Source organism: Actinopolymorpha rutila (genome assembly GCF_013407855.1).
GTDB lineage: Bacteria > Actinomycetota > Actinomycetes > Propionibacteriales > Actinopolymorphaceae > Actinopolymorpha > Actinopolymorpha rutila.
On sequence record NZ_JACBZH010000001.1, the window covers coordinates 939089 to 963266 of the forward strand.

The 24178-nt window shown below is 70.7% G+C and carries 20 protein-coding genes; 15 read left to right on the forward strand and 5 right to left on the reverse strand.

Annotation, left to right across the window (positions count from 1 at the left end):
• Positions 1-19 precede the first annotated feature (19 nt).
• Together F4554_RS04140 and F4554_RS04145 are read left to right on the forward strand one after the other, a co-directional pair.
• Positions 20-775, forward strand: coding sequence for a phosphoglyceromutase (locus F4554_RS04140; RefSeq protein ID WP_179786139.1), 756 nt, complete (start codon positions 20-22; stop codon positions 773-775).
• Between the two features lie 1093 nt (positions 776-1868).
• Entirely contained in the window at positions 1869-5474 is a 3606-nt protein-coding gene (locus F4554_RS04145) for an ABC transporter transmembrane domain-containing protein (RefSeq protein WP_179786140.1), read from the forward strand.
• A gap of 93 nt (positions 5475-5567) precedes the next feature.
• Here F4554_RS04145 and phoU read toward each other — a convergent pair whose 3' ends face one another.
• The gene (phoU, locus tag F4554_RS04150) at positions 5568-6221 is read right to left on the reverse strand and encodes a phosphate signaling complex protein PhoU (RefSeq protein WP_179786141.1); all 654 of its coding nucleotides are present in this window, start codon (positions 6219-6221) and stop codon (positions 5568-5570) included.
• Between the two features lie 134 nt (positions 6222-6355).
• On the opposite strand from phoU, the gene F4554_RS04155 reads away from it, so the two are divergent.
• Positions 6356-7705: an ATP-binding protein gene (locus F4554_RS04155; RefSeq protein WP_179786142.1), complete on the forward strand. Its 1350-nt coding sequence runs from the start codon at positions 6356-6358 to the stop codon at positions 7703-7705.
• Entirely contained in the window at positions 7702-8385 is a 684-nt protein-coding gene (locus tag F4554_RS04160; protein WP_179786143.1) for a response regulator, read from the forward strand. The genes F4554_RS04155 and F4554_RS04160 overlap by 4 nt, the downstream gene beginning before the upstream one ends.
• A 45-nt stretch (positions 8386-8430) precedes the next feature.
• On the opposite strand, the gene F4554_RS04165 is transcribed toward F4554_RS04160, so the two are convergent.
• Both F4554_RS04165 and F4554_RS04170 read right to left on the reverse strand, forming a co-directional pair.
• Entirely contained in the window at positions 8431-8943 is a 513-nt protein-coding gene (locus F4554_RS04165; protein ID WP_179786144.1) for a hypothetical protein, read from the reverse strand.
• A gap of 70 nt (positions 8944-9013) precedes the next feature.
• Complete coding sequence (locus F4554_RS04170; RefSeq protein WP_179786145.1) at positions 9014-9898, reverse strand: AraC family transcriptional regulator; 885 nt, start codon at positions 9896-9898, stop codon at positions 9014-9016.
• A gap of 121 nt (positions 9899-10019) precedes the next feature.
• On the opposite strand from F4554_RS04170, the gene F4554_RS04175 reads away from it, so the two are divergent.
• The 10 genes from F4554_RS04175 to F4554_RS04220 all read left to right on the forward strand — a co-directional run bounded on the left by F4554_RS04175 (position 10020) and on the right by F4554_RS04220 (position 20091).
• A complete protein-coding gene (locus F4554_RS04175; RefSeq protein WP_179786146.1) occupies positions 10020-10805 on the forward strand; it encodes a phytanoyl-CoA dioxygenase family protein in 786 nt (261 codons plus the stop codon).
• Positions 10806-10950: 145 nt separating this feature from the next.
• Positions 10951-11436, forward strand: a complete 486-nt coding sequence (locus tag F4554_RS04180) for a CarD family transcriptional regulator (RefSeq protein ID WP_179786147.1) — start codon at positions 10951-10953, stop codon at positions 11434-11436.
• 86 nt (positions 11437-11522) lie between these two features.
• Positions 11523-12248 carry a 2-C-methyl-D-erythritol 4-phosphate cytidylyltransferase gene (gene ispD, locus F4554_RS04185; RefSeq protein ID WP_179786148.1) on the forward strand — a complete coding sequence of 242 codons (726 nt, stop codon included), beginning with the start codon at positions 11523-11525 and terminating at the stop codon, positions 12246-12248.
• Positions 12238-12741, forward strand: coding sequence for a 2-C-methyl-D-erythritol 2,4-cyclodiphosphate synthase (gene ispF / locus F4554_RS04190; protein WP_179786149.1), 504 nt, complete (start codon positions 12238-12240; stop codon positions 12739-12741). The genes ispD and ispF overlap by 11 nt, the downstream gene beginning before the upstream one ends.
• Positions 12742-12867: 126 nt before the next feature.
• The gene (locus F4554_RS04195; protein ID WP_179786150.1) at positions 12868-14484 is read left to right on the forward strand and encodes an FAD-binding protein; all 1617 of its coding nucleotides are present in this window, start codon (positions 12868-12870) and stop codon (positions 14482-14484) included.
• 102 nt (positions 14485-14586) lie between these two features.
• Positions 14587-16032 (forward strand): cysteine--tRNA ligase, encoded by a 1446-nt coding sequence (gene cysS, locus F4554_RS04200; RefSeq protein ID WP_179786151.1) that lies wholly within the window; start codon positions 14587-14589, stop codon positions 16030-16032.
• Positions 16033-16106: 74 nt separating this feature from the next.
• The gene (gene rlmB, locus F4554_RS04205; RefSeq protein WP_179786152.1) at positions 16107-17102 is read left to right on the forward strand and encodes a 23S rRNA (guanosine(2251)-2'-O)-methyltransferase RlmB; all 996 of its coding nucleotides are present in this window, start codon (positions 16107-16109) and stop codon (positions 17100-17102) included.
• 37 nt (positions 17103-17139) lie between these two features.
• Positions 17140-18306, forward strand: a complete 1167-nt coding sequence (locus F4554_RS04210) for an acyl-CoA dehydrogenase family protein (protein ID WP_179786153.1) — start codon at positions 17140-17142, stop codon at positions 18304-18306.
• Positions 18307-18748: 442 nt separating this feature from the next.
• Positions 18749-19204, forward strand: coding sequence for a VldE C-terminal domain-containing protein (locus F4554_RS04215; protein ID WP_179786154.1), 456 nt, complete (start codon positions 18749-18751; stop codon positions 19202-19204).
• A gap of 101 nt (positions 19205-19305) precedes the next feature.
• The gene (locus tag F4554_RS04220) at positions 19306-20091 is read left to right on the forward strand and encodes a VldE C-terminal domain-containing protein (RefSeq protein WP_179785434.1); all 786 of its coding nucleotides are present in this window, start codon (positions 19306-19308) and stop codon (positions 20089-20091) included.
• A 56-nt stretch (positions 20092-20147) separates the two neighbouring features.
• Here the strand turns inward: F4554_RS04220 and F4554_RS04225 are convergent, their stop codons facing one another.
• Together F4554_RS04225 and F4554_RS04230 are read right to left on the reverse strand one after the other, a co-directional pair.
• The gene (locus F4554_RS04225; RefSeq protein WP_179786155.1) at positions 20148-21437 is read right to left on the reverse strand and encodes a DUF4032 domain-containing protein; all 1290 of its coding nucleotides are present in this window, start codon (positions 21435-21437) and stop codon (positions 20148-20150) included.
• A gap of 146 nt (positions 21438-21583) precedes the next feature.
• Complete coding sequence (locus F4554_RS04230; protein ID WP_179786156.1) at positions 21584-22672, reverse strand: ABC transporter ATP-binding protein; 1089 nt, start codon at positions 22670-22672, stop codon at positions 21584-21586.
• A 455-nt stretch (positions 22673-23127) separates the two neighbouring features.
• Between F4554_RS04230 and F4554_RS04235 the strand changes: the two genes are divergently transcribed.
• Positions 23128-24162 (forward strand): LacI family DNA-binding transcriptional regulator, encoded by a 1035-nt coding sequence (locus F4554_RS04235; protein ID WP_179786157.1) that lies wholly within the window; start codon positions 23128-23130, stop codon positions 24160-24162.
• The last annotated feature ends 16 nt before the right edge of the window (positions 24163-24178 follow it).

A 24178-nucleotide genomic window follows, 5' to 3' on the forward strand; every position in this document is an offset into this window, starting at 1 on the left:
CGTCGGTAAAGTCGGGCGCATGAGCGCAGCGCCGTACCGACTTGTCCTCCTCCGCCACGGCGAGAGTGAGTGGAACGCCAAGAACCTCTTCACCGGCTGGGTCGACGTCAACCTGTCCGCGACCGGTGAGGCGGAGGCACGCCGTGGCGGGGAACTGCTGCGCGAGCGTGCCCTGCTGCCCGATGTCGTGCACACCTCCGTGCTGCGCCGGGCGATCCGCACCGCCGAGATCGCGCTGGACACCTGCGACCGGCACTGGCTGCCGGTCCGCCGCAGCTGGCGACTCAACGAGCGGCACTACGGCGCACTGCAGGGCAAGGACAAGAAGCAGACGCTGGAGCAGTTCGGCGAGGAGCAGTTCATGATCTGGCGGCGGTCGTACAACACGCCGCCCCCGCCGATCGAGGACGCCTCGGAGTTCTCCCAGGCAGGCGATGCCCGTTACGCCGACCTTCCGCCGGAACTCCTGCCCCGCACCGAATGCCTGGCCGACGTGGTCGAGCGGATGCTGCCGTACTGGTACGACGCGATCATCCCCGACCTGCGGCGCGGGTCGACGGTCCTGGTGGCCGCGCACGGCAACTCCATCCGTGCCCTCGTCAAGCACCTGGACGGGATGAGCGACGAGGCGGTCGTCGGGCTGAACATCCCCACCGGCGTTCCGCTGCTGTACGAGCTCGACGAGCAGATGCGGCCGGCCAAGGTGGGCGGGGAGTACCTCGACCCGGCCGCGGCCGCCGCCGCGATCGAGGCGGTCAAGAACCAGGGCCGCTGATCACTTCCCGTTCGCTGGGCCCGGGAGGTCGGCCGACCTCCCGGGCCCAGCGAACCGGCAGCCGAACCGGCGCTGCGAGCCCGGCCCGGCGAACCGGCAGCGAACGCCCGGCAAATTGGTGCGACAAAAGCTGCTCCCCGACGTAACCACGGACGGCGTTGGGGAGTTGACAGTTCCGGATGACCAAGGGGCGGCACGTCGCGTCGCGTCCATGATGTGGAAAGCGGTCGCGAGTTTCGCACGCCCCGGTTAGCCTTTTGTCATTCGCAGACGACGAAGCCTGCTTCCTTCAGTTCCTGGCCAACCCACAGCAGCAGTTGAGGTGCGTGCGCGCCATGTCAGCGTCACATCGGACGCTTCGCAAGATCCTTCCCCACCGACCCACAGTGCGGCGCTATCACCCGCACGTTCCCGCGTACTTCTTCCCGTCCATTCTCTTGTGACAGGGACCCTCGGCACGGGCGCCTGAGAGCACTCGTGTGGAGAGGGAACGCCGGACCCTGTGGCGAGCTGTAGCCACCTGAGTGGGATCGTTTCCACAACCTGGACCCGCGAGACGACCTGACGCCTGCCGCGCTGCGGCCGGTGGCTGATCGTCGCGCCCGGACCTGCCGTGCGCACCCGACTGGTGTGCCGTGGCGTGTCCGGGTTGTGTTCGAAGGATCCCCCGCGGTCTGTTGCCCTGCCATGGAGTCCGCGACTTCCTCTCCCGCACCTGCTCGACCTTGCGACCACCTCGCCGTCGGCGGACGAGGTGCCCGACCATGCCGGCCCTGTTGTTATGTGACACCGACGTTCCGCCGTCGGCGGGAAAAGACGAATCGTGTTCTCTCTTGGGTCCCGGGCCGGGGCCCGGACCAGACCTGTCCTGCCCACGCCACGTTCTGACGGCGCCACACCGGCGTCCACACCGACGTCAACACCGACGGCCACGCCCATCGCGACCTCGTCGGTGTCCGTCGCCCGCCAACCTAAGGCGACGCCGAAAGTCCTTGTAAACAAGGGAAATTCGGCACTATCGGCTCAGTCCGCTCCTGTCAAGGGCTGGTTGCGGTGGCTGGCTCCCTACCTCGGTCGCCATCGCCGCGCTCTGGTGACCGCCCTGGCCGCCGCCACGGCGTGGACCGCCGCCTTGGTCAGCGCGCCGCTGTTGCAAAAGGTCGTGGTCGACGACGCGATCGTGGCGCGGACCAAGCCGGTGCTTCCGTGGGTGCTCGCCCTGGTGGGCGTCGTCGCGCTTCGGGCCTGCGCCAGCGGCCTGTGGCGGGAGACCGGTGGACGGCTGAGCATCCACGTCCAGAACGACATCCGCGACGACCTCTACGCGCACCTGCAGCATCTGGACGCCGCCGCGCACGAGCGGATGCAGAGCGGCCAGCTGGTCGCCCGGGTCAACTCCGACCTGGTGCTGATCCAGCAGGCCGTCGGTCTGCTGCCGCCGGTGCTCGGCACCGTCCTGCAGGTGACCTTGGCCCTGTGCATCATGGCCACGTTGTCACCCCTGCTGGCGTTGGTGTTGTGCGCCGTCCTCGTGGTGCTGGTGATCGTGACCCGCCGGCTGCACATGCGGGTGTACGCCGCGTCCTGGGACGCCCAGCAGCGTGAGGCGGACATGACCACGGTCGCCGAGGAGGCGATCACCGGCGTGCGGGTAGTGAAGGGCTTCGGCCAGGAGCGGGCCGAACTCGGCCGGTTCGTCGAGTCCCTGACGGTCCTGTTCCGTTCGCGGGTACGCGCGGTGCGCGAACGCTCGCCGCTGCTGGCGACGCTGCAGGCCTCGCCGCTGGCCGGGCAGGTGCTGGTGCTGTTGTTCGGCGGCTGGCTCGCCCTGAACGGTCACCTGACCGTCGGTACGTTCTTCGCCTTCCTGGCCTACCTCGCCGACCTGAACGGTTCGGCCCGGCTGCTGGCGATGGTGCTCACGCTGCTCCCGCGGGCGCGGTCGGGTACCGAGCGGATCGCCGAGGTGTTCGCCGTTCACCCCGAGGTGCGCGACGAGGTGGCCGGCCGTGCGGACCGCGCCGGTGACACCAACGGCGACAACGCAGCCGGCAGTGCCGAACGCGGTGCGTTCGTGACGTTCGACGACGTGTCGTTCTCCTACCCCGACGGGCCGGAGGCGCTGGACGGGTTCAGCCTGGACGTCCTGCCCGGTGAGACCGTGGCGATCGTCGGGCCCACCGGGTCCGGCAAGTCCTCGGCACTGCAGTTGGTGTCCCGGCTGCGCGACGTGAGCTCGGGCCGGGTGCTGCTGGACGGTGTGGACGTACGGGAGCTTTCGCTGCCCGACCTGCGCCGGCGGGTCAGCGTGGTCTTCGACGAGGCGATGCTGCTGTCCGGTTCGATCCGGGACAACATCGCCTACGGCCGCGCGGACGCCACCGACGACGAGGTCGTCGCGATGGCGAAGATCGCCGCCATCCACGACTTCGTGGCCAACCTGCCCGAGGGGTACGACACCGAGGTGGGGCAGGAGGGTCTCGGCCTGTCCGGCGGGCAGCGGCAGCGGATCGCGCTCGCCCGGGCGCTGGTGGCCGACGCGGACGTGCTCGTCCTGGACGACGCGACGTCGGCGGTGGACGTGCACGTCGAGCGGCGCATCCTGGACGCGATGCGTGAGGTGGTCGACGGCCGCACCGTGATCGTCGTCGCCTACCGCGAGTCCACCGTGGCGCTGGCCGACCGGGTGGTGCTCGTGGACGGCGGGCGCGTGGTCGACCAGGGCACCCACGAGGAGTTGCTGGTCCGGTCGGAGCTGTACCAGGCACTGATGTCGGAGCTGGCAGACGCCAGGGCCGACGACACCGGAGCCGGCTCGCCGGGGACCGCCGAGGTGACCGCCGAGGTGACCCCCGAGGCGTGGCAGCCCTCACAGACGGCCATGAACCCGTTGCGGGCAAGGGTCGGCGACCCGGTGTCGCCGGAACTCCTGTCCGCGCTGGCCGCACTGCGCCCGGCCACCGACCAGATGGGCGTCGACGTCGAGCGGGAGTCGAACCGGCACGAGCGGTTCAAGCTCACCCGGATGCTGCGGCCGCAGCGGTGGGGGATCCTGCTCGGCCTGGCCCTGCTCCTGGTGGACGCGCTGGCGGTGCTGGCCGGTCCGCTGCTGGTGCAGAACGGCCTGGACCAGGCCCTGGGCAGCAGGTCGCTGGGCATGCTGCTGGTCACCTGCGCGGTGTTCGGCCTGGTGGCGCTGATCGACTGGAGTGATGTCTGGGCCACCACGTTCGTCACCGCACGTACCACCGAGCGCATCCTGTACGCCTTGCGGATAAGGCTGTTCGCCCATCTGCAGCGGCTCGGCATGGACTACTACGACCGCACCCACGCGGGACGGATCATGACCCGGCTCACCTCCGACGTCAACGCGGTGGCCGAGCTCATCCAGGCCGGGCTCACCAACGCCCTGGTCGCGATCGTCACGTTCACCGGCATGACGGCGGTGCTGCTGGTGCTCAACCCGACGCTCGCGCTGGTGGTGCTGGCGGTCGTCCCGCCGGCGACGGTGGCCACGATCTGGTACCGCCGCGTGGTCGGTCCCGCGTACGAGGAGGCACGGGAACTCAACTCCGCGCTGAACACCTACCTGCACGAGACCCTCGCGGTGCTGCCGGTCACCCAGGCGTTCCAGCGGGAGCACGCCAACCAGACGCACTTCCGGGGCCTTGCCCAGCGGCAGTTCGTCGCGCGGCGGACGAGCAACCGGGCGACCGCGATCTACGTCGCGTTCATCGAACTGCTGGCCGGGCTCACCGTGGCAACCACGCTGCTGGTCGGCTGGCACCTGGTCGAAGCGGGTCAGTTGCGGGTGGCCGAGCTGGTGCCGTTCCTGCTCTACCTCGCGCTGGCGTTCGCACCGATCCAGCAGATGGCGACGGTGTTCGACATCTACCAGCGGGCCCGCACCGGCGTCACCAGGATCGCGGCCCTGCTGGCGGAGGAGGTCAGCGTGCCCACGCCGGCCGAGCCCGCCGAGATCGGCAAGCTGCGCGGCGACATCGAGCTCCGCGACGTCACGCTGCAGTACAACGGCACCCGCAAGCCCGCCTTGCGCGAGGCCAACCTGCGTATCGACGCCGGTGAGCGGGTGGCGTTCGTCGGCCAGACCGGTGCCGGGAAGTCCACGATCGCCAAGGTGATAACGAGGTTCTACGACGCCACCGGTGGGCAGGTCGAGGTTGACGGTGCGCCGGTGACCGGCTTCGACCCGGAGAAGTTCCGCCAGTCGATCGGTTACGTCCCGCAGGAGCCGTTCCTGTTCTCGCGCACCATCCGGGACAACATCGCGTACGGCATCCCGGACGTCACCGACGAGATGGTGGAGCAGGCCGCCCGCGCCGTGGGTGCGCACGACTTCATCGCCGGACTGGACGGTGGCTACCTGCACGAGGTGCAGGAACGCGGCCGGTCGCTGTCGGCGGGACAGCGCCAGTTGCTGTGCCTGGCCAGGGCGCTGGTCATGGACCCGCGGATCCTGGTTCTCGACGAGGCCACCTCACATCTGGACCTGCAGAGTGAACGCCGCGTCGAGCAGGCGATGGCGAAGGTAGCCGCCGGACGGACGACCATCGTGATCGCGCACCGGCCGCAGACGCTGCGGTGGGTGGACCGGATCGTCACCGTGCACGACGGGCAGGTGGTCGCCGACCAGACCGCCGAGCAGTTCCAGGCGGCCCGGGTCTCCGCGGTGCAGTAGGCCGGAAACGAAGAACCGGGGCCGGTGTCGGGATCGACACCGGCCCCGGTCGCGTTCGAGGGCAGGTTCGCGGGCTGCGAGAAGGCAGCCCGGTCAGGAAGAACGGACCGGCACGTCCCCGGTCACGAGGTAGATCACCCGGCGGGCCATGGAGACCGCGTGGTCGGCGATGCGTTCGTAGTAGCGCCCCAGCAGGGCGATGTCGATCGCCGCCTCGACGCCGTGCGACCAGTCCTTGTCCAGCACGATGTGGAACAGCGACCGCCGCAGCCGGTCCATCTGGTCGTCCTCGGACACCAGGTCGACCGCCTGGGTGACGTCGGAGGAAGCCACTGTCTGTGCGACCTTGTGCACCATCCGCTCCGCCACCGACCCCATCTCGGCGATCGTGTCGTGGAGCTCGGCCGGGATCGCGCACTCGGGGTAGCGCATCCGGGCGATCTTGGCGACGTGCTCGGCGAGGTCGCCCATGCGTTCCAGGTCGGCCACCATCCGCAGCGCGGCCACCAGGGCGCGCAGGTCGCTGGCAACCGGCTGTTGCAGGGCAAGCTGCTCGAACGTGCGTTCCTCGACCAGAGACTGCAACCGGTCGATCTGGGCGTCGGCGGCGATCACCCGCTCGGCCCGCCGGGCGTCGGCCTCCAGCAGGGCGCCGGTCCCTTCCCGGACGGCGACCTCCACCAGATTGGCCATTTCGACCATGCGGTCGGTCAGATGCTGAAGCTGTTCGTGAAACGCGTCTCGCATAGCGAACACCGTAGGTGATTCAGGTGACCAGGCGGAGTACGCGGTCAAACAACGGGTGAACTCTGGCCGTCGGCTGTGCGGATGACCGCCCCCGACGAGGGCTTTTGCTGGGAAGGTCGGCTTACCATCGGGGCGTGGAAGCGACGCTCGCCGCGACCCTCAGCGGCCTGGTCGGCCTCGCCATCGGCGCGGTCGCGGTCCTCGCCTTCCGGTTGAGCGAAGGCGCCCAGACCAGGGCGCCGGAGGAGCCGGAGCCGGCCGTGCCGCCCGACGTGGCGAAGGTCCTCGCCGTGCTGCGCTCGGCCGCCGTGGTCGTCGGTCCCCACGACGAGGTACGCCAGGCCAGCGCCCCGGCCCGGTCGTTCGGGCTGGTCCGCGGCAGCCGGATCGTGGTCGAGGACCTTCTCGAGCTCGTGAGACAGGTGCGCAAGGACGGTGAAATCCGGCAGTGCGACCTGGAGCTCCCCCGTGGCCGCTTCGGCCAGGACGTCCTGTCCGTTTCCGCCCGGGTCGCCCCGCTCGGCAGCGAGCTGATCCTGGTGCTGGTCGAGGACCGCACCAAGGAACGCCGGATCGACACCATTCGGCGCGATTTCGTCGCCAACGTCAGCCATGAGCTGAAGACCCCGATCGGGGCCCTCGTCCTGCTGGCGGAGGCGGTCCAGCACGCCGCGGACGACCCCGAGGCCGTCCAGCGGTTCGCCGGCCGGATGCAGGTCGAGAGCGACCGGCTGACCCGGCTGGTGCAGCAGATCATCGAGCTCTCCCGCGTGCAGGCCGACGACCCGGTGGAGGAGGCCGCGCCGATCGAGCTGGACCAGGTGGTCGACGGCGCGCTGGACCGGTCCCGGGTGGATGCGCAGACCAAGCACGTCACGCTGGTCCGGGCCGGGGACACCGGCCTCGCGGTGACCGGAAGCGCCCAGCAGCTGATCATCGCGCTCGGCAACCTGGTCGAGAACGCCGTGACGTACAGCCCGGAGCACACCCGCGTGGTGGTCGACGTACGCCGGCGGCCCGCGGCGACCTTCGAAGGCTTCGGCCCGATGGTCGAGATCGCGGTGTCCGACCAGGGCGTCGGCATCCCGGAGAAGGAGCTGGAGCGAGTCTTCGAACGCTTCTACCGGGTCGACCGGGCCCGCAGCCGGCAGACCGGCGGCACCGGCCTGGGCCTGTCCATCGTCAAGCACGTGGCGGCCAGTCACGGCGGGGCGGTCGACGTGTGGAGCGTGGAGGGGGAGGGGTCGACCTTCACCCTCCTGCTGCCGCTGCGTCCCGACCTCGCGTCGGAGTCGTCCGCGCCCATCCGCGAGATCGGCTCGGTCCGCCTTCCCGGCCCGGCCGAGCTTCCAAGCCCCGGGCGGCTCTCGGCCGCTGCCGCGGACCAGTGCGAGCAGAACAGACCAACAACCAGACCCACAACCAGACCCGCAAAGGCGGCGGACGCGAGTGCCGTACGCCGCCCGAAGGAGGCAAGCCGGTGACCCGAGTGCTCGTCGTGGAGGACGAGGAGAGCTACAGCGACGCACTGTCGTACGTGCTTCGCAAGGAGGGGTTCGAGGTCGCGCTGGCGGCCACCGGCACCGTCGCGCTGGAGGAGTTCGAACGCGGTGGCGCCGACATCGTGTTGCTCGACCTGATGCTGCCCGGACTGTCCGGCACCGAGGTCTGCCGTGAGCTTCGCCGCACCTCCAACGTCCCGGTGATCATGGTGACGGCGAAGGACACCGAGATCGACAAGGTGGTGGGGCTGGAGCTGGGCGCCGACGACTACGTCACCAAGCCCTACAGCCCGCGCGAGCTGGTCGCCCGGATCCGCGCGGTCCTGCGCCGCGGCACCGAACCGACCGGCGAGGTCGTCCAGGCCACGCTGGAGGGCGGACCGGTCCGGATGGACGTCGAACGCCACGTGGTGTCGGTGGGCGGCGGCGACGTACGCCTGCCGCTGAAGGAGTTCGAGCTGCTGGAGATGTTCCTGCGCAACACCGGCCGGGTGCTGACCCGCGGTCAGCTGATCGACCGGGTGTGGGGCGCGGACTACGTGGGTGACACCAAGACGCTGGACGTGCACGTCAAGCGGCTGCGGGCGAAGATCGAACCGGACCCGTCCAACCCGCGCCACCTGGTGACGGTGCGCGGGCTGGGCTACAAGTTCGAGGGCTAGCTGGGGCGCGTTTCGACACGCCCCAGCGACTCAGCCGGGGATCGACTACGACGGGAGCTTCGGCGTGGGGCTACCGGGCGGCGGCACGGTGGCCCAGATGCCCTTACGGGGCACGACCAGGACGTCGAGGCGCACGGTGCCGGCTCGCTGGAACCGGAACGTCACCGGGACGACGAGGCCGGGCTTGAGCCCGGCGCCGGTCAGTGCGGTGGGTACTGCGGCACCCAGGCTGGTGTCGACGCCGAGCACCGCCGTGCCACTGGCGGGCAACGGCACCGTGCCCGAGCCCACCTTGCCCCGTCCGCCGGGCAGCTGCACGCCCGTCAAGGTGTCCGCGCCGGCGCCGACGTTGAAGATCGTGCCGACCAGCGTGGCCTCGCCCTCGCGTGGCGCGACCGCGACGATGTTGCGAAGCTCCAGGCCGTCGTGGTTGGTCCACACACCGTCGGCCGGGGTGTAGGGCGTCTGCGAGGCGGAGGAGCCACAGCCTGCGAGAAGGGGCAGAGAGACGGCGACCAGGCCTGCGGCCAGGCCGCGGCCGATCCTCGATGACAGCACGGCGTTCCTTCCTCGGTGTCACACGCGGCGCGTCGCACAGCGTATCGGGCCTTCCTGGACGCCCCGACGCTCAGGGCACGAACGCGCGCCGGGCACGCCGGCGGTACGCGCGCGGGGAAAGTCCGTGTGCCCGGTGGAAGCAACGGGTGAAGTACGACTGGCTGGCGAAGCCGGTGCGGTGGGCGATCGCGGTGACGGTGAGGTCGGTGGTGGCCAGCAGGACGCGGGCGCGTTCGAGCCGCAACTCGGTGACGAAGCGGGTGGGCGAGGTGGCGTAGTGCGTGCGCATGGACCGGGCCAGGTGGGCGCCGCTCACGGTCGCGAGCTCGCGCAGCCGGGGTACGCCGGCCCGGAGGTTGTCCTCGGCGCGCATCTCGGCGCAGGCGCGTACCAACCAGGCCGGGCGGAGCTCGCCGGCGCGCACACCGGAGCCGGCGCGTTCGGTGCCGGTGTGCGCGTCGAAGGTGCCGAGGGCGAGGATCTCCGACCAGAACCTGATCAGGTCGAGCATCGTCGGCGTGCCGTGGAACGCCGCGAGCGCCCGGTCGAACGCCGCCCGCCCGGCCTCGCCGCGCTCACCCCGCAGTGCCAGCAGCGGAGGGTCGGGCCGCTGCTCCAGCTCCCCGTCCGGATCGGCGCCGGCGAGGTCGACGAAGGCCTGCCAGGCCGGCGCGGGAAAGGCGACGTTGACGAACGTCACCCCGGCCGGTGACCGCCCGGCGATCGCGTGCTGGTCGCGTGGGCGGACGAGAACCACGTCGCCCGGTGCCAGTGCCTGGACGCCGGTGCCGACGTGGTGGTCGGCATATCCGTCGACGACGGCCATCAGCTCGTAGAAGTCCGCGTGGCCGTGCCGGTCGGAGCCGCCCGATCGGGGGCCGAGCCGGACCTGGGCGGCGTGGTAGGCGCGCCCCAGGGCATGGGACTCGAACCGCAGCGGCTGCCGGGAGGGCATGTCAGAAAAGTACACATTCCCGCGTCGGCAGTGCTATCGCACGACCCGCTCCGGATCCGACGATGGGCGCAGGACACGGAAGTGCCCATCAGGACGATCGCCGACGAAGGGGACGAGTTCGATGAGCGCAGAAGTACTGGACGAACGCGACGCACGCGAACGCTACGACACCGACGGCTACGTGATCTTCCGCGACGTCATCGACGCCGACCTGATCAAGGAAGTGAACGCCCACGTCGAGTGGCTGCAGGCCCGGCACCCTGAGCTGCGGCCCGAGAACCTCGGGCACGTTCTGATGCGGGACGACCCGTTCTGGGTGCGCCTGATCGGTGACGACCGGTTGGTCGACATCGCGCAGCTGTTCGTGGGCCCGGACGTCGCGTTGTTCGCGTCCCACTACATCTGCAAGCCGCCGTTCTCCGGCCAGCCGGTGCTGTGGCACCAGGACGGCGCGTTCTGGCCGCTGGAGCCGATGAAGGTCGTCACGCTGTGGCTGGCGGTCGACCCGTCCACCCCGGAGAACGGCTGCGTACGGCTGGTCCCCGGCTCGCACAAGTGGGACGTCGCGGGGATGCGGGACAACACCGACGTGGAGAGCGTTCTGGGCAAGGAGATCGCGGTCGACGTGGACGAGGACCAGGCCGTCGACATGGTGCTGCGGCCCGGCGACGTGGAAGTCCACCACCCGCACATCGTGCACGGGAGCAACGCGAACACCTCACCACAGCGCAGATGCGGTCTCACGATCCGCTACATTCCGACCACGACACGTATCGTCACCGACGAGTTGCCGTGGCCGAGCGCGTTCCATCTGCGCGGTGCTCCGGGCGTCAATCCGTACCAACCGAAGCCCGTGTACGTCGAGGGAGAACACCTGCCTTTCCGGGGCTGTGAAGCCTGGTCGTAGCCGCTCCTTGCAGGCCCTTTCACCTGCCCGAGCATGCCGCGACGCGGCTTGTCAACCCCCCATCCCCGCGCTGACCTGCGGAAACGTCGAGGGTGTCAGGATCGCCCCGTGTTACCCTTGTCACCGAGGAAGGGGTACCTGACATATGACTTTCAAGGTCGGCGAGACAGTGGTGTACCCCCATCATGGGGCTGCCGTCATCGATGACATCGAGACACGCAAGATCAAGGGCGTGGACAAGACCTACCTCGTCCTGCGGATCGTGGCACAAAGCGATCTCGTTGTCCGGGTCCCGGCGGAGAACGTCGACCTGGTCGGCGTCCGCGACGTAGTGGGTCAGGAAGGTCTGGAGAAGGTCTTCGAGGTTCTCCGTGCTCCACACACGGAGGAGCCGACCAACTGGTCGCGGCGCTACAAGGCCAACCTCGAGAAGCTTGCCTCCGGTGACGTGATCAAGGTGGCGGAGGTCGTCCGCGACCTGTGGCGCCGGGAGCGGGACCGCGGGCTTTCCGCGGGTGAGAAGCGGATGCTGGCGAAGGCCCGGCAGATACTGGTCTCCGAGTTGGCGCTGGCGGAGAACACCAACGAGGACAAGGCGGAAGCCCTCCTCGACGAGGTGCTCGCTTCCTGACGACGTGCGCGAGCCTCGACCCCGGCTGACGCCGGGGTCGAGGCTTCTCCTGCGCCCGCACCCTTCCTCACAACCTCACAGAAGTGATGAGAACCGCAGCGATCATTCCGGCCGCCGGCCGCGGCGAACGTCTGGGCCCCGGTGTGCCGAAGGCCCTCCGCGAGTTGGGCGGCGCACCGCTGCTCGTGCACGCGGTCAGGGCGGTGGACCGCGCCCGTTCGGTCGACCTCGTGGTGGTAGCCGCACCCCCCGACGACCCGGCGGGTGTCGAACGCCTGCTGGCCGACTACGAGTGGATCGGTGAGGTCCTCGTCGTCCCCGGTGGCCTGGACCGGCAACAGTCCGTGGCCCGCGCGCTGGCCAGCCTGCCCGAGGATGTGGACGTCGTACTGGTCCACGACGCGGCCCGGCCGCTGGCGCCGCCCGAACTCGTCGACGCGGTGGCCGCGACGATCCGCCGCGGTGCCGCCGCCTGTGTGCCGGTCGTTCCGCTCGCGGACACCGTGAAGGTGGTCGCCGGAGACCAGGTGGTCAGCACCCTGGACCGGTCCTCGTTGCGTGCCGTCCAGACTCCGCAGGGATTCCGGCGGGCCGTGCTGAGGGCCGCGCACGCGGCGGTCGAGCAGGCCCTGGCCGACGGCGGACTTCCGGAGGGCCCACCGGTCACCGACGATGCCGGCATGGTCGAACGCCAGGGCGTCCCGGTGGTGGCCGTGCCCGGCTCGGAGGAGGCGTTCAAGGTGACCAGGCCGCTGGACCTGCTGACCGCGGAGGCGCTGCTGACCCGGCGGAGGGCCGCCGGTGCCCGCTGACTCGCCGGCCGATCTGCCTGGACTTCCCCGGGTCGGCGTCGGCGTCGACGTCCACCCGTTCGCCCCCGGCCGGCCGATGTGGGTCGCCGGGCTGCACTGGCCGCAGGAGAGCGTCGGGCTGTCCGGCCACTCCGACGGCGACGTGGCCGCGCACGCCTGCTGCGACGCGATCCTGACCGCCGCGGGGCTGGGTGACCTCGGTGCCCAGATCGGCACGTCGGACCCGGTGTGGGCCGGTGCCTCCGGCGTCGCGCTGCTGACCGAGATGGCCGCTCGGGTCCGGTCGGCGGGGTGGCGGATCGGGAACGTCTCGGTGCAGGTGGTCGGCGTCCGGCCCCGGATGGCCGCACGTCGCGTCGAGGCCGAGCGCGTGCTGAGCGAGGCGTGTGGCGCGCCGGTGGGCGTGGCCGCGAAGACGACCGACGGGCTCGGGTTCACCGGCCGCGGCGAGGGGCTGGCGGCGTTCGCCACCGCGCTGGTCGTACCTGCCTGAGTCGTACCCAACTGACCGACGGGCAGATCCACTGATCGGTGGATGTGTGCCTTGCCGGTGCGTCGTTACGTTCGTGTGGCCGGTGGCACGATCAGCGTGACCGCCTTGCCAGGAACGGATTTCGCGATGACGAACGTGACCAGACGGGGCTTCCTCGGTGCGACCGCCGCACTCGCCGGAGTGGCGGGAACCGGGGTCGTGGGAACAGGAACGGCGGATGCCGCCGGCCGCGGCGATGGGCCCGGTGGTGGCACAGGTGGTGTCGGACCGGACGACCCGCGCTACGGCGACCTGCTGCTGCGTGGGCAGAACCGCCGCTTCGTCGGGCATCCCGAACGCATCGAGGTGGTGCACTCCACCGAGGACGTCGTACGCGCGGTCGAGAACGCTGCACGCTCGGGTCGGCGGATCGCGGTGCGAAGCGGCGGCCACTGCTTCGAGAACTTCGTCGACGACCCCGACGTGCAGGTGGTCGTCGACATGTCGGCACTGTCCGGGGTGACCTGGGACCACCGCCGGCGGGCGTTCGCCGTCGAGGCGGGCGCGACCCTGGAGCAGGTGTACAAGGCGCTCTTCTACGGCTGGGGCGTCACCGTGCCGGGCGGCGGTTGCCTGTCGGTCGGGGTCGGCGGCCACTTCAGCGGCGGCGGGTACGGCCCGCTGTCCCGGCTGCACGGTTCGGTCGTCGACCACCTGTACGCCGTTGAGGTGGTGGTCGTGGACCGGTCCGGGCACGCCCGGCCGGTTGTCGCGACCCGGGAGCCGCACGACCCGCACCGCGACCTGTGGTGGGCGCACACCGGCGGAGGCGGCGGGAACTTCGGTGTCGTCACCCGCTACTTCCTGCGCAGCCACGGCGTTTCCGGCAACGATCCCACCCGTGCGCTGCCCCGGCCGCCGGCCACGCTGCTGAGCTCCTTCGTCGCCTGGGACTGGAAGGCCGTCACCGCGGAGTCGTTCGCGCGGACGATGGCGAACTACTTCGGGTGGTACGAGAAGTACGCCGGCGCGGGCTCGCCGTACGCCAGTCTCTACAGCCCGTTCCTCATCCCCACCAGCGCGGCCGACGGGTTCCTGCTGTCCACGCAGATCGACGGGACGCTGCCCGATGCCAAGGCGAGGTTGACAGCGTTCCACGAGGCGATCGCCGACGGCGTTTCGCCCAGGCCCTATCTGGGCGAGGTGGAGGAGGGCCACTTCCTGCACCTGACCCTGATCCGCTCGATCCAGGAGACCCAGCAGCCGGGCCGGGGGAAGTACAAGGCGGCCTACCTGCGGACGGGCTACACCGCCGACCAGGTGGCCACGCTCCACCGCCACCTCACCGACCCCGGCTACCGCAACCCCGAGTCGCTGGCGTTGTTCATCCCGTACGGCGGGCAGGTCAACACCGTCAACCCGTCGGCCACCGCCACCGCCCAGCGGGACTCGATCATGAAGGTCGTCTACGCCGCCTCGTGGACCGACCCGGGGCGCGACGAGGAGGAGGTCGACTGGACCCGGCGCGTCTACCGGGACGTGTACGCCGAGACCGGCGGGGTGCCGGTGCCGAACGCCGCCAACGACGGGTCGTACATCAACTATCCCGACCGCGACCTCGCCGACCCGCGGTGGAACACCTCCGGGGTGCCCTGGCACACCCTGTACTACAAGGGGAACTACCCGCGGCTGCAGCGGATCAAGGCACACTACGACTCGCGCGGCGTGTTCGGCCACGAGCTCGGCGTCGAGCCGGCCCGCTGAACCCGGGAGAAACGACTCCGGGGAATTTCGGGCGAATCGCCGAATCGGCGGCCCGGATCGCCGGGAGGCGGGCCGGTGCGGGGTCATCGGTACGCTGAGTCAATGAACTTGCGCCTGTACGACACGCGCGCGCGTGCGATCCGTGACTTCGAGCCGCTCCAGCCCGGCAAGGTCACGATGTACGTCTGTGGCGCCACCGTGCAGAGCCCGCCGCACATCGGGCACGTGCGGTTCGCCGTCAACTTCGACCTGCTCCGGCGCTGGCTGCTGCACCAGGGCACCGAGGTCGTCTACGTCCGCAACGTCACCGACGTCGAGGACAAGGTGATCGCCAGGTCCCAGGCGGAGCAGGTGCCCTGGTGGGAGCTCGCCTACCGCAACGAGCGGGCGTTCTCCGCGGCGTACGACCTGCTCGGCTGCCTCCCGGCGACGCTGGAACCGCGGGCGACCGGGCACGTCCCCGAGATCGTCGCGCTGATCGACCGGCTGATCGAGGCCGGCCACGCCTACGCCAGCGGCGGCGACGTGCTGTTCGACGTCCGGTCGTTCGCCGACTACGGCGCCCTGTCCGGTCAGCGGGTCGAGGAGGTCCAGTCGGCCGGCGACACCGAGAACGCCGAGGCCAAGCGCGACCCGCGCGACTTCGCGTTGTGGAAGCGGGCCAAGCCGGGTGAGCCGAGCTGGGACACGCCGTGGGGCCCGGGCCGGCCGGGCTGGCACATCGAGTGCTCGGCGATGTCGACGAAGTACCTCGGCCGGGAGTTCGACATCCACGGCGGCGGCATCGACCTGGTGTTCCCGCACCACGAGAACGAACGCGCCCAGTCGCTGGCGGCCGGCGACCCGTTCGCGCGCTACTGGCTGCACAACGCCTGGGTGACGCTGTCCGGGGAGAAGATGAGCAAGTCGCTCGGCAACTCCCTGCTGGTCCGGGAGGTCGTCCGCCGCGACGTCCGCCCGGTCGAGCTGCGCTACTACCTCGCCTCGCCGCACTACCGCTCGATGATCGAGTACTCCGAGGAGGCGCTGCACGAGGCGGCCGCCGGGTACCAACGGCTGGAGGGCTTCGTCGAGCGGGCGGTGGAGTTCGTCGGGGAGGTCGGCGCCGCGCCGCTCGCCGGCGAGGGCACGGACGGGGAGGGGTGGACGTCCACCCTGCCGGATGCGTTCGTCCAGGCGATGAACGACGACCTCGGCGTCCCCCAGGCACTCGCGGTGGTGCACGCGGCGGTCCGGGACGGCAACACCGCCCTGGCCGCCGACGACAAGGCGACCGTCCGGGCGCGACTGCTCGAGGTCAGGTCGATGCTGTCCGTGCTCGGCCTGGACCCGATGGACCCGCGCTGGCGGCGTTCGGCCGGCCAGGACGACTCCCTCCGCGCGGTGGCCGACACCCTGGTGCGAGCATTGCTGGTTCAGCGCGAGGAAGCGCGGGCCCGGCGGGACTGGGCGACGGCCGACGCGGTGCGCGACCAACTCAGGGACGCCGGCGTGGAGGTCACCGACACCCCGCACGGCGCCCGGTGGGACGTCGCCGACCGGAGCTAGCTGGGATCAGCCGGGCCGGCCGAGGCGGACGGCCCGGCTGATCGACGTACGACATCGAGTGGGTGGAGGCTGGCGTGGCCGGCAACAGCAAGCGCCGGGGTGCGATCCGGCAGCGTTCCGGGGGCAACCCGACGGCGGGCTCGGGCGGCCGGGTCCGCCGCGGCCTGGAGGGCAAGGGCCCGACGCCGCGGGCGGAGGACCGGCCCTACCACAAGGCGCACAAGCGGGTGCAGGCGCAGAAGCGGGCGGCTGCCACCTCGGATGGCCGGCGCGGCGGCTCCGGCCGGGCGGGCGCTGGGGGGCGCGCCGGTGACCGGCCGGAGTGGATCGTCGGCCGCAACCCGGTTGTGGAGACCCTGCGCTCCGGCGTACCGGTGAAGTCCGTCCAGGTCGCCGAGCGGATCGACCGCGACGACCGGGTACGCGAGATCCTGCGGCTGGCCGCCGAGACCGGCGCCCCGCTGCTGGAGGTCACCCGGCTGGAGCTGGACCGGCTCACCAGCGGTGCGGTCCACCAGGGCGTAGCCGTGCAGGTGCCGCCGTACGAGTACGCCGACCCCGACGAGCTGCTCCAGGACGCCATCGACAGCGGTGAGCCGCCGCTGCTGGTGGCCCTGGACGGTGTCACCGACCCGCGCAACCTGGGCGCGGTGGTCCGCTCGGCGGCGGCGTTCGGCGCGCACGGCGTGGTGGTGCCCGAACGCCGGTCCGCCGCGATGACGGCGGCCGCCTGGAAGACCTCGGCGGGTGCGGCGGTGCGGGTGCCGGTGGCCCGGGCGGTCAACCTCAACCGCACGCTGAAGGCCTACCAGAAGGCCGGGCTGCGCGTCGTCGGGCTGGCCGCGGAGGGTGAGGGCGACCTCGCCGAGGTGGCCGACCTGGACGGCCCGGTGGTCCTGGTCGCGGGTTCGGAGGGCAAGGGGCTGTCCCGGCTGGTCCGCGAGACCGCCGACGACCTGGCGAGGATCCCGATGCACTCGGGAACGGAGTCGCTGAACGCCGGCGTCGCCGCGGGCATCGCGTTGTACGAGGTGGCCCAGCAGCGCGCCCGGTCCGCGGCCGCCGAGTAGGCTGCCCAGCCTTCCCAACGTCGAGGAGGACCCCGCCATGCCGGTCGAACGCCTGCTTCCCACGCCGGAGGCGCACGACCTCCTCGACCTGACCCGGGAGATCGCCGCGGAGCAACTCGCGCCCCGGGCGGCCGAGGCGGAGGAGACGAGCAGCTTCCCGCGGGAGACGTTCCGCCTGCTCGGCCGGTCCGGCCTGCTGTCGCTGCCCTACCCGGAGGAGTACGGCGGGGGCGGCCAGCCGTTCGAGGTCTACCTGCAGGTGCTGGAGGAGCTGGCGTACGCCTGGCTGAGCGTCGGCGTCGGCGCCTCGGTGCAGTCGCTGACCTGCTACCCGCTGGCGACCTTCGGCACCGACGCGCAGCGTGAACGCTGGCTGGGGACGCTGCTGTCCGGTGACCTGCTCGGCGCGTACTGCCTGTCGGAGCCGCAGGCGGGTTCGGACGTGGCCGGGATGACCACCCGGGCCGTGCGCGACGGGGACGGCGCTGACGCGGGCCCCACCGGCCCGTACGTCGTGAACGGCACGAAGGCCTGGATCACCCACGGCGGCGAGGCCGACTTCTACACGTTGTTCGCCCGGACCTCGGCCGACCGCACCCGCGGGATCAGCTGCTTCCTGGTGGACGCGTCCGCGCCCGGGCTGTCGTTCGCCGCGCCCGAGCACAAGATGGGGATGACGGCGTCCACGACCCGTCAGGTGCACTGGGACGACGTACGTGTCGACGCCGACCGGCTGATCGGCGCGGAGGGCGAGGGCCTGCGAATCGCCTTGTCCGCCTTGGATTCGGGTCGCCTCGGCATCGCGGCGTGTGCGGTCGGGCTGGCGCAAGCCGCGCTTGACACCGCGGTGGCGTACGCCAAGGAACGCACGCAGTTCGGCCAGCCGGTCATCGGTTTCCAGGGAATGTCGTTCCTGCTCGCCGACATGGCCGCCGGCGTGCAGAGCGCCCGCGCGACCTACCTGGACGCGGCACGGCGACGCGACCGCGGCATGGCGTACTCCACCGAGGCGGCCGTGGCCAAGCTCACCGCCACCGACGTGGCGATGAAGGTGACGACGGACGCGGTGCAGGTGCTCGGCGGCTACGGCTACACCCGTGACTTCCCGGTGGAGCGGTACATGCGGGAGGCGAAGGTGCTGCAGATCTTCGAGGGCACCAACCAGATCCAGCGGCTTGTCATCGGCCGAACACTGTCGGCATAGTCCAATCCTGGTTGGGGTTTCGCGGTGTCGGCGACTGCCGGCACGTGGGGATCTGCCGGTAGCCTTCGGCGGTTGGTGACCATCGGCACGGCCGGACCCGCCGGCATTCGCCGACGTGGCCACACACGTCGGCAAGCACCGGCGCGGCTGTCCGCGCCGCCAGTTGTCGGCATCGGTAGACCGCGCCGATCCCGCGTTGTTTCCGTCCTACCGGACAGGTCCGATGCGGGACCTCCCCCGGTGTCGGCGAGGTAGGCCGCAGCGGCTTACGGGCCGTCCGGGGGAGGCCTTCGAAGGTATGGCGTTCGCACGATGAAGGCATGGAGACCGGCTCGGCCACCAAGCATCGACCGCACTTCTCGCGCAAGGCGCTCGTCGCCCTGGGAGCTCTGGTGGCGGCCAGGGCGGCACCACCTGCAGCCCCACCGACAAGCCGGGTGCGGTGGACGTCAAGAACCTCGTCATCGCGACGTACCACAATGCGTGGTGGGGAATTCACCGAGCCTGTACGTCGTCGGTGAACGAGCACAAGGAGGGCCGGGCGATCGACGTCGCGTTCAGCGCCGCCGACCCGGTTCAGCGCACCAACGCCAACGACTTCCTGTACTGGCTGCTCAAGCCCGACCAGTACGGCAACCGGAACGCGATGGCCCGCCGGCTCGGCGTGATGTACCTGATCTGGAACCACAAGATGTGGCGGGCCTACAACCCCAGCGCGGGCTGGCAGCCGTACAACGGGTCGAACCCGCACACCGACCACGTCCACATCAGCCTCAGCTGGGACGGCGCGCTGCGGAAGACGACGTGGTGGACCCAGCAGGCCGCCTCGGGCACGAGGACCTCGACGCCGTCGCCACCGGTGGGGGTCAGCCGGGAGCACCCGACAGACGTCCAGTGACAACCCGCGGTTGACATGGAGTACGAGCCCGGTCCGCTCGGAGGGTGCACCACCTGCGGTTTCCCAGGACGGGAGCACCGCAGGTGGTGCACCTTGGTGTGATGAGCAGCCACCGGGGCCTTCGGCGGTTACTCGCCGCGGTGGCGGTCCTCGTGCTGCTCCTGGTGGCCGGCCGGGCGGGCCTGGCGGCGTCGTCCATCCCCCGGGACGTCGTCTCCTGGCCGGCCGGTACGTCCTGGCCCGCGGTGGAGTCCGGGCAGCCGGTCGCCTCGGGCGCGCCGATCAGCACCCTCGGCTCGGTCAGCTCGCTGGGCGCGGTCACCTCGGGTGAGTCGGTCCGGTCGGCGGCGTTCGGTCCCTCGATCGACCCGTACGCGCCGTATGTCGGACAGTGGCTGTGCGACCCCACCCCCAAGCCGGGTGTGGTCGACGTGCTCAACCTGGTGCGGATGGTGTACCGGCCGCGCTGGTGGGGCATCTCGGGCACCTGCGCCGGCCGGATGCAGAGCGAGCACAAGGAGGGGCGCGCGCTGGACATCGCGTTCGACGCCCGGTCGCCGCGCGAACGTGCCGCGGCGGAGGACCTCCTGCGCTGGCTGCTGGCCCCGGACCAGTACGGCAACCAGAACGCGATGGCCCGCCGGCTCGGCGTCATGTACATCATCTGGAACCACCAGATCTGGCGTTCCTACCGCGCAAGCGCGGGTTGGCAGCCGTACTCGGGTACGCCGAACCCGCACACCGACCACATCCACCTCAGCTTCAGCTGGCAGGGCGCGCTGCGGCAGACCACCTGGTGGCGGGAGGGCGGGCCGATGGCACCGGGCGGGGCGGGGAAGCAGCTTCCGCCGACGGGCGGACGGATCGCCGGCGACGGCAGCCGTTAGCTCGTTCAGCCGGGCAAGACCGTGCGGCGCGTCAAGGTCGGATTGACAGCGGCCGTTCAGGAACCGCCGTCCCGGAACGGCTTCAGGTCGGTGAGGGTGTCGTCGTCGCGCACCGGCTCCAGGTCGGAGAGCGTGTCGTCGCCGCGCGGGAGCGCCTCGCGTTCGTCCGGGCGGGACCGCAGGACGGTGTCGACGTAGGAGCGGGCGGCCTCCACCAGCGGCAGCTCCCGGTGGGCGTTCTCGGAGCGGTACCACCTGTGTTCGAGTACCTCGTGGAACACCTCGGCGGGTTCGAGCTTGCCGCGCAGTTCGGCCGGGACCGCCTGTACGACGGGTTCGAACACCTCGGTGAGCCACTGGTGCGCGACGATCTCCTCGTCTTCGTACTGCTGCTCGGTCGCGGCCCGGAACGCGTCCAGGTCGTTCAGCAGCCGGCGCGCCTGGTTCTCCTCGACGTCCAGGCCGGTGAGCCGGAGCAGCCGGCGGGAGTGGTGCCCGGCGTCGACGACCTTCGGCTGGATGCGGATGTGCCGGCCGTCGAAGTCGGTGTGGATGTCGAGTTCGGCGACGTCGAAACCGAGGTCGTTCAGCCGCTGGATGCGCTGCTCCAGGCGGTACATCTCGCCGGTGTCGAACTCCTCCGGCTCGGTCAGCTCCGCCCACAGCCGCTGGTAGCGCTCGACCACTGTGTCGGCGAGCTCGAGGAGTTCGAGGTCCTCCGACAGGTAGCCGCCGGCCTGCAGGTCCATCAGCTCGCCGAAGATGTTGGTGTGCGCGAGGTCCAGGTCGTAGGAGCGCTGGCCGGGGGAGAGCTCGTCGTGCAGGTCGCCGGTCTCGGCGTCGACGAGGTAAGCCGCGAACGCGCCCGCGTCCCGCCGGAACAACGTGTTGGACAGCGAGCAGTCGCCCCAGAAGAAGCCGGCCAGGTGGAGCCGGACGAGCAGCGCGGCGAGCGCGTCGACGAGGCGTACGACGGTCTCCGGGCGGAGAGTACGAGAGAAGACCGCGCGGTAGGGCAGGGAGAACGACAGGTGCCGGGTGATCAGGATCGGGTCGATCGGGTCGCCCGCGGCGTCCACCCGGTCCAGGACGATGCCGACGGATTCCACGGAGGGGACGTCCAGACGTTCGAGGTCGTGGAGCAGGCGGTTCTCCCGTACCACGAACCGCTCGGCGGCCTCCTTCAGCGCGTACACCTGACCGCGGTTGCGGATGAACCGCACCACGTGGCGGGAGATGCCGCGGGGGAGGGCGACGAGGTGGTGCTGCGGCCACTCCGCGAGCGGGGTGTTCCACGGAAGGGCGAGCAGACCGGGGTCTGCGGCCATGGAGGCGAACCGAGGCATAGGGACCAGTTAATCCGCAAGGCTGCCCGGGAGACAAAACGACGGGGGTCCGCCGGATGGAACCGGCGGACCCCCGTGGCCGACCGCGGTCGACCGATGTCGTTTCTTCGGTGCGGACACGTGGCCCGCCCGGGCGGCTCCTCGCGTCAGTCGGTGAGGCGGTCGCCGGTGGACGCGGAGAAGACGTGGATCCGCTCGGTGTCGGCGGCGAGCTTCACCTTGGCGCCCTTCTCCGGCGGGCGGCGGGCGTCGATGCGGGCGATGATCTCCTTCTGCTCGTCGCCGTTGCCGACCAGGCCGTAGAGGTAGGCGTCCGCGCCGAGCTCCTCGACCACCGCCACCTCGACGGGCAGGCCGTTCTCCTCGTTGGAGACGATGCGGAAGGCCTCCGGCCGGATGCCGACGGTCGCCGCGGCGTCCTGGCCGAGCTTGCTGCGCACGGCCGGCAGGAGCGGTACGACGTAGCTGCCGACGTCGACGCCGGACTCGGTGACCTTGCCGTCGAGCAGGTTCATCGCCGGGGAGCCGATGAAGCCGGCCACGAAGACGTTGTTCGGCTTGTCGTAGAGGTTCAGCGGGGTGTCGTTCTGCTGCAGGAGGCCGTCCTTGAGGACCGCCACCCGGTCGCCCATCGTCATCGCCTCGGTCTGGTCGTGGGTGACGTAGACCGTGGTGATGCCGAGCCGGCGCTGCAGCGCGGCGATCTGCGTACGGGTGGAGACACGCAGCTTGGCGTCCAGGTTGGACAGCGGCTCGTCCATGAGGAAGACCTTCGGCTCCCGGACGATCGCGCGGCCCATCGCGACGCGCTGGCGCTGACCACCGGAGAGCGCCTTCGGCTTGCGGTCGAGGAACTCCTCCAGGCCCAGCAGCTGCGCGGCCTCGCGGACCTTCTGCAGACGCTGCTCCTTGGACACGCCCTGCATCTTCAGCGCGAAGCCCATGTTCTCCGCGACCGACATGTGCGGGTAGAGCGCGTAGTTCTGGAACACCATCGCGATGTCGCGGTCCTTCGGCGGGAGGTGCGTGACGTCCCGGTCGCCGATGCGGACCGAGCCGTCGTTGATCTCCTCCAGCCCCGCGAGCATGCGCAGCGAGGTGGACTTCCCGCATCCGGAGGGGCCGACGAGGACCATGAACTCGCCGTCGGCGATGTCGAGGTCGAGCTTGTCCACCGCGGGCTTGTCGGAGCCGGGGTAGATCCTGGATGCGCTGTCGTACGTGACGGTAGCCATGAAGAAGCTCCATCCCTTCACCGGCAGGAACGTGCCGGACGATCCGAGCAAAGGGTTGCTGGCGTGCCTTTGTGTAGGACGCCACGGGCAGGGTCATGGTGACATGACGCTCACCTGGATGTCACCAGGTGGCGAGCGGTCAGCCCGAAACCGGCCGCCCTTCTGGGGACCCTCTTCGCCTTCCTGTTGGTACGTTCGGTGACCGCGCGAGCGCGGGGCGCGGCGGGGAGGCCTCCCTCGAAGGGTTTTACGTACCGACTGCTGCCTTCTTCCACGGGTTTTCTGCAAGAACCGTCCGATCCGTGCATGCTGTTGCTGGCCGGACGGCTTGGGGCGTTGTCCGGAGTGCTGCTCGGTGGGTGATCCCAGCCGTGCGGCGCGCCGGTGGGTGATCCCGCCCCGGCCAGGCGACGCGCGCGGGTGATCCTCGCCGCACCGACATGACGGAGGGACGCATGCACGGAGGGCCCGGTAAGCGGGCACGACTGGTCGATCTTGCCGCCCAGGCGGGCGTGAGCGAGGCGACCGTGTCAAGGGTCCTCAACGGCCGGCCCGGGGTGAGCCCGGAGACCACGCGGGCCGTTCTCACCGCTCTGGACGTGCTGGGGTACGAGCGACCTGCCCGGCTGCGGCAGCGCAGCGCCGGCCTCATCGGCCTTGTCGTACCAGAGTTGGACAATCCGATCTTTCCGGCGTTTGCCCAGGTGATCGAGACGACCTGTGGCCACCACGGCTACACCCCGGTGCTGTGCACCCAGACTCCGGGCGGGGTCGGTGAGGACGAGTACGTCGAGATGCTGCTCGACCGGGGCGTGTCCGGGATCATCTTCGTCTCCGGCCTGCACTCCGACCTGTCCAGCGACCCCGGGCGGTACCAGAAGCTGACCGGGCGCGGGCTGCCTGTGGTGTTCGTCAACGGGTACGTCGAACAGGTCGACGCGCCGTTCGTGTCCGCCGACGACGCGGTGGCGACCGACCTCGCCGTACGGCACCTGGCCAGCCTCGGGCACCGGCGGATCGGGTTCGCGTGCGGGCCGGACCGGTACGTGCCGGTGCAGCGGAAGCTGGCGGCGTTCAGTGCTGCGGTCGGTGCCCCCGCCCTCAAGGCGTCCGGGGTCGTCGGGATCGTGGAACAGTCGCTGTTCTCCGTCGAGGGCGGGCACGCCGCGGCCACTCGGTTGCTCGCCGAAGGCGTCACCGGGATCGTGTGCGGTTCGGACCTGATGGCCCTCGGCGCGATCCGGGCGGTCCGCCAGCGCGGGCTGGAGGTGCCGCGGGACGTGTCCGTGGCGGGGTACGACGACTCGCCGCTGATCGCGTTCACCGACCCGCCGCTGACCACCGTGCGGCAGCCCGTCCACGCGATGGGGCTGGCGGCGGTGCGCGCGCTGATCGACGAGATCCACGGGCACGGCGCGCCGCACTCGGAGTACCTCTTCCGGCCCGAGCTCGTGGTGCGCGGGTCGACCGGGGCGGCGCGGCCCCGCTGAGGTGGTGCCCATATCG

Bases quoted from the DNA above. Each gene is read 5' to 3' on its own strand.
- F4554_RS04140 (WP_179786139.1), top strand. From the start codon at position 20: ATGAGCGCAGCGCCGTACCGACTTGTCCTCCTCCGCCACGGCGAGAGT.
- phoU (WP_179786141.1), bottom strand. From the start codon at position 6,221: ATGCGAGACGCGTTTCACGAACAGCTTCAGCATCTGACCGACCGCATG.
- F4554_RS04170 (WP_179786145.1), bottom strand. From the start codon at position 9,898: ATGCCCTCCCGGCAGCCGCTGCGGTTCGAGTCCCATGCCCTGGGGCGC.
- F4554_RS04175 (WP_179786146.1), top strand. From the start codon at position 10,020: ATGAGCGCAGAAGTACTGGACGAACGCGACGCACGCGAACGCTACGAC.
- F4554_RS04180 (WP_179786147.1), top strand. From the start codon at position 10,951: ATGACTTTCAAGGTCGGCGAGACAGTGGTGTACCCCCATCATGGGGCT.
- ispD (WP_179786148.1), top strand. From the start codon at position 11,523: ATGAGAACCGCAGCGATCATTCCGGCCGCCGGCCGCGGCGAACGTCTG.
- F4554_RS04195 (WP_179786150.1), top strand. From the start codon at position 12,868: ATGACGAACGTGACCAGACGGGGCTTCCTCGGTGCGACCGCCGCACTC.
- cysS (WP_179786151.1), top strand. From the start codon at position 14,587: ATGAACTTGCGCCTGTACGACACGCGCGCGCGTGCGATCCGTGACTTC.
- F4554_RS04210 (WP_179786153.1), top strand. From the start codon at position 17,140: ATGCCGGTCGAACGCCTGCTTCCCACGCCGGAGGCGCACGACCTCCTC.
- F4554_RS04220 (WP_179785434.1), top strand. From the start codon at position 19,306: ATGAGCAGCCACCGGGGCCTTCGGCGGTTACTCGCCGCGGTGGCGGTC.
- F4554_RS04225 (WP_179786155.1), bottom strand. From the start codon at position 21,437: ATGCCTCGGTTCGCCTCCATGGCCGCAGACCCCGGTCTGCTCGCCCTT.
- F4554_RS04230 (WP_179786156.1), bottom strand. From the start codon at position 22,672: ATGGCTACCGTCACGTACGACAGCGCATCCAGGATCTACCCCGGCTCC.
- F4554_RS04235 (WP_179786157.1), top strand. From the start codon at position 23,128: ATGCACGGAGGGCCCGGTAAGCGGGCACGACTGGTCGATCTTGCCGCC.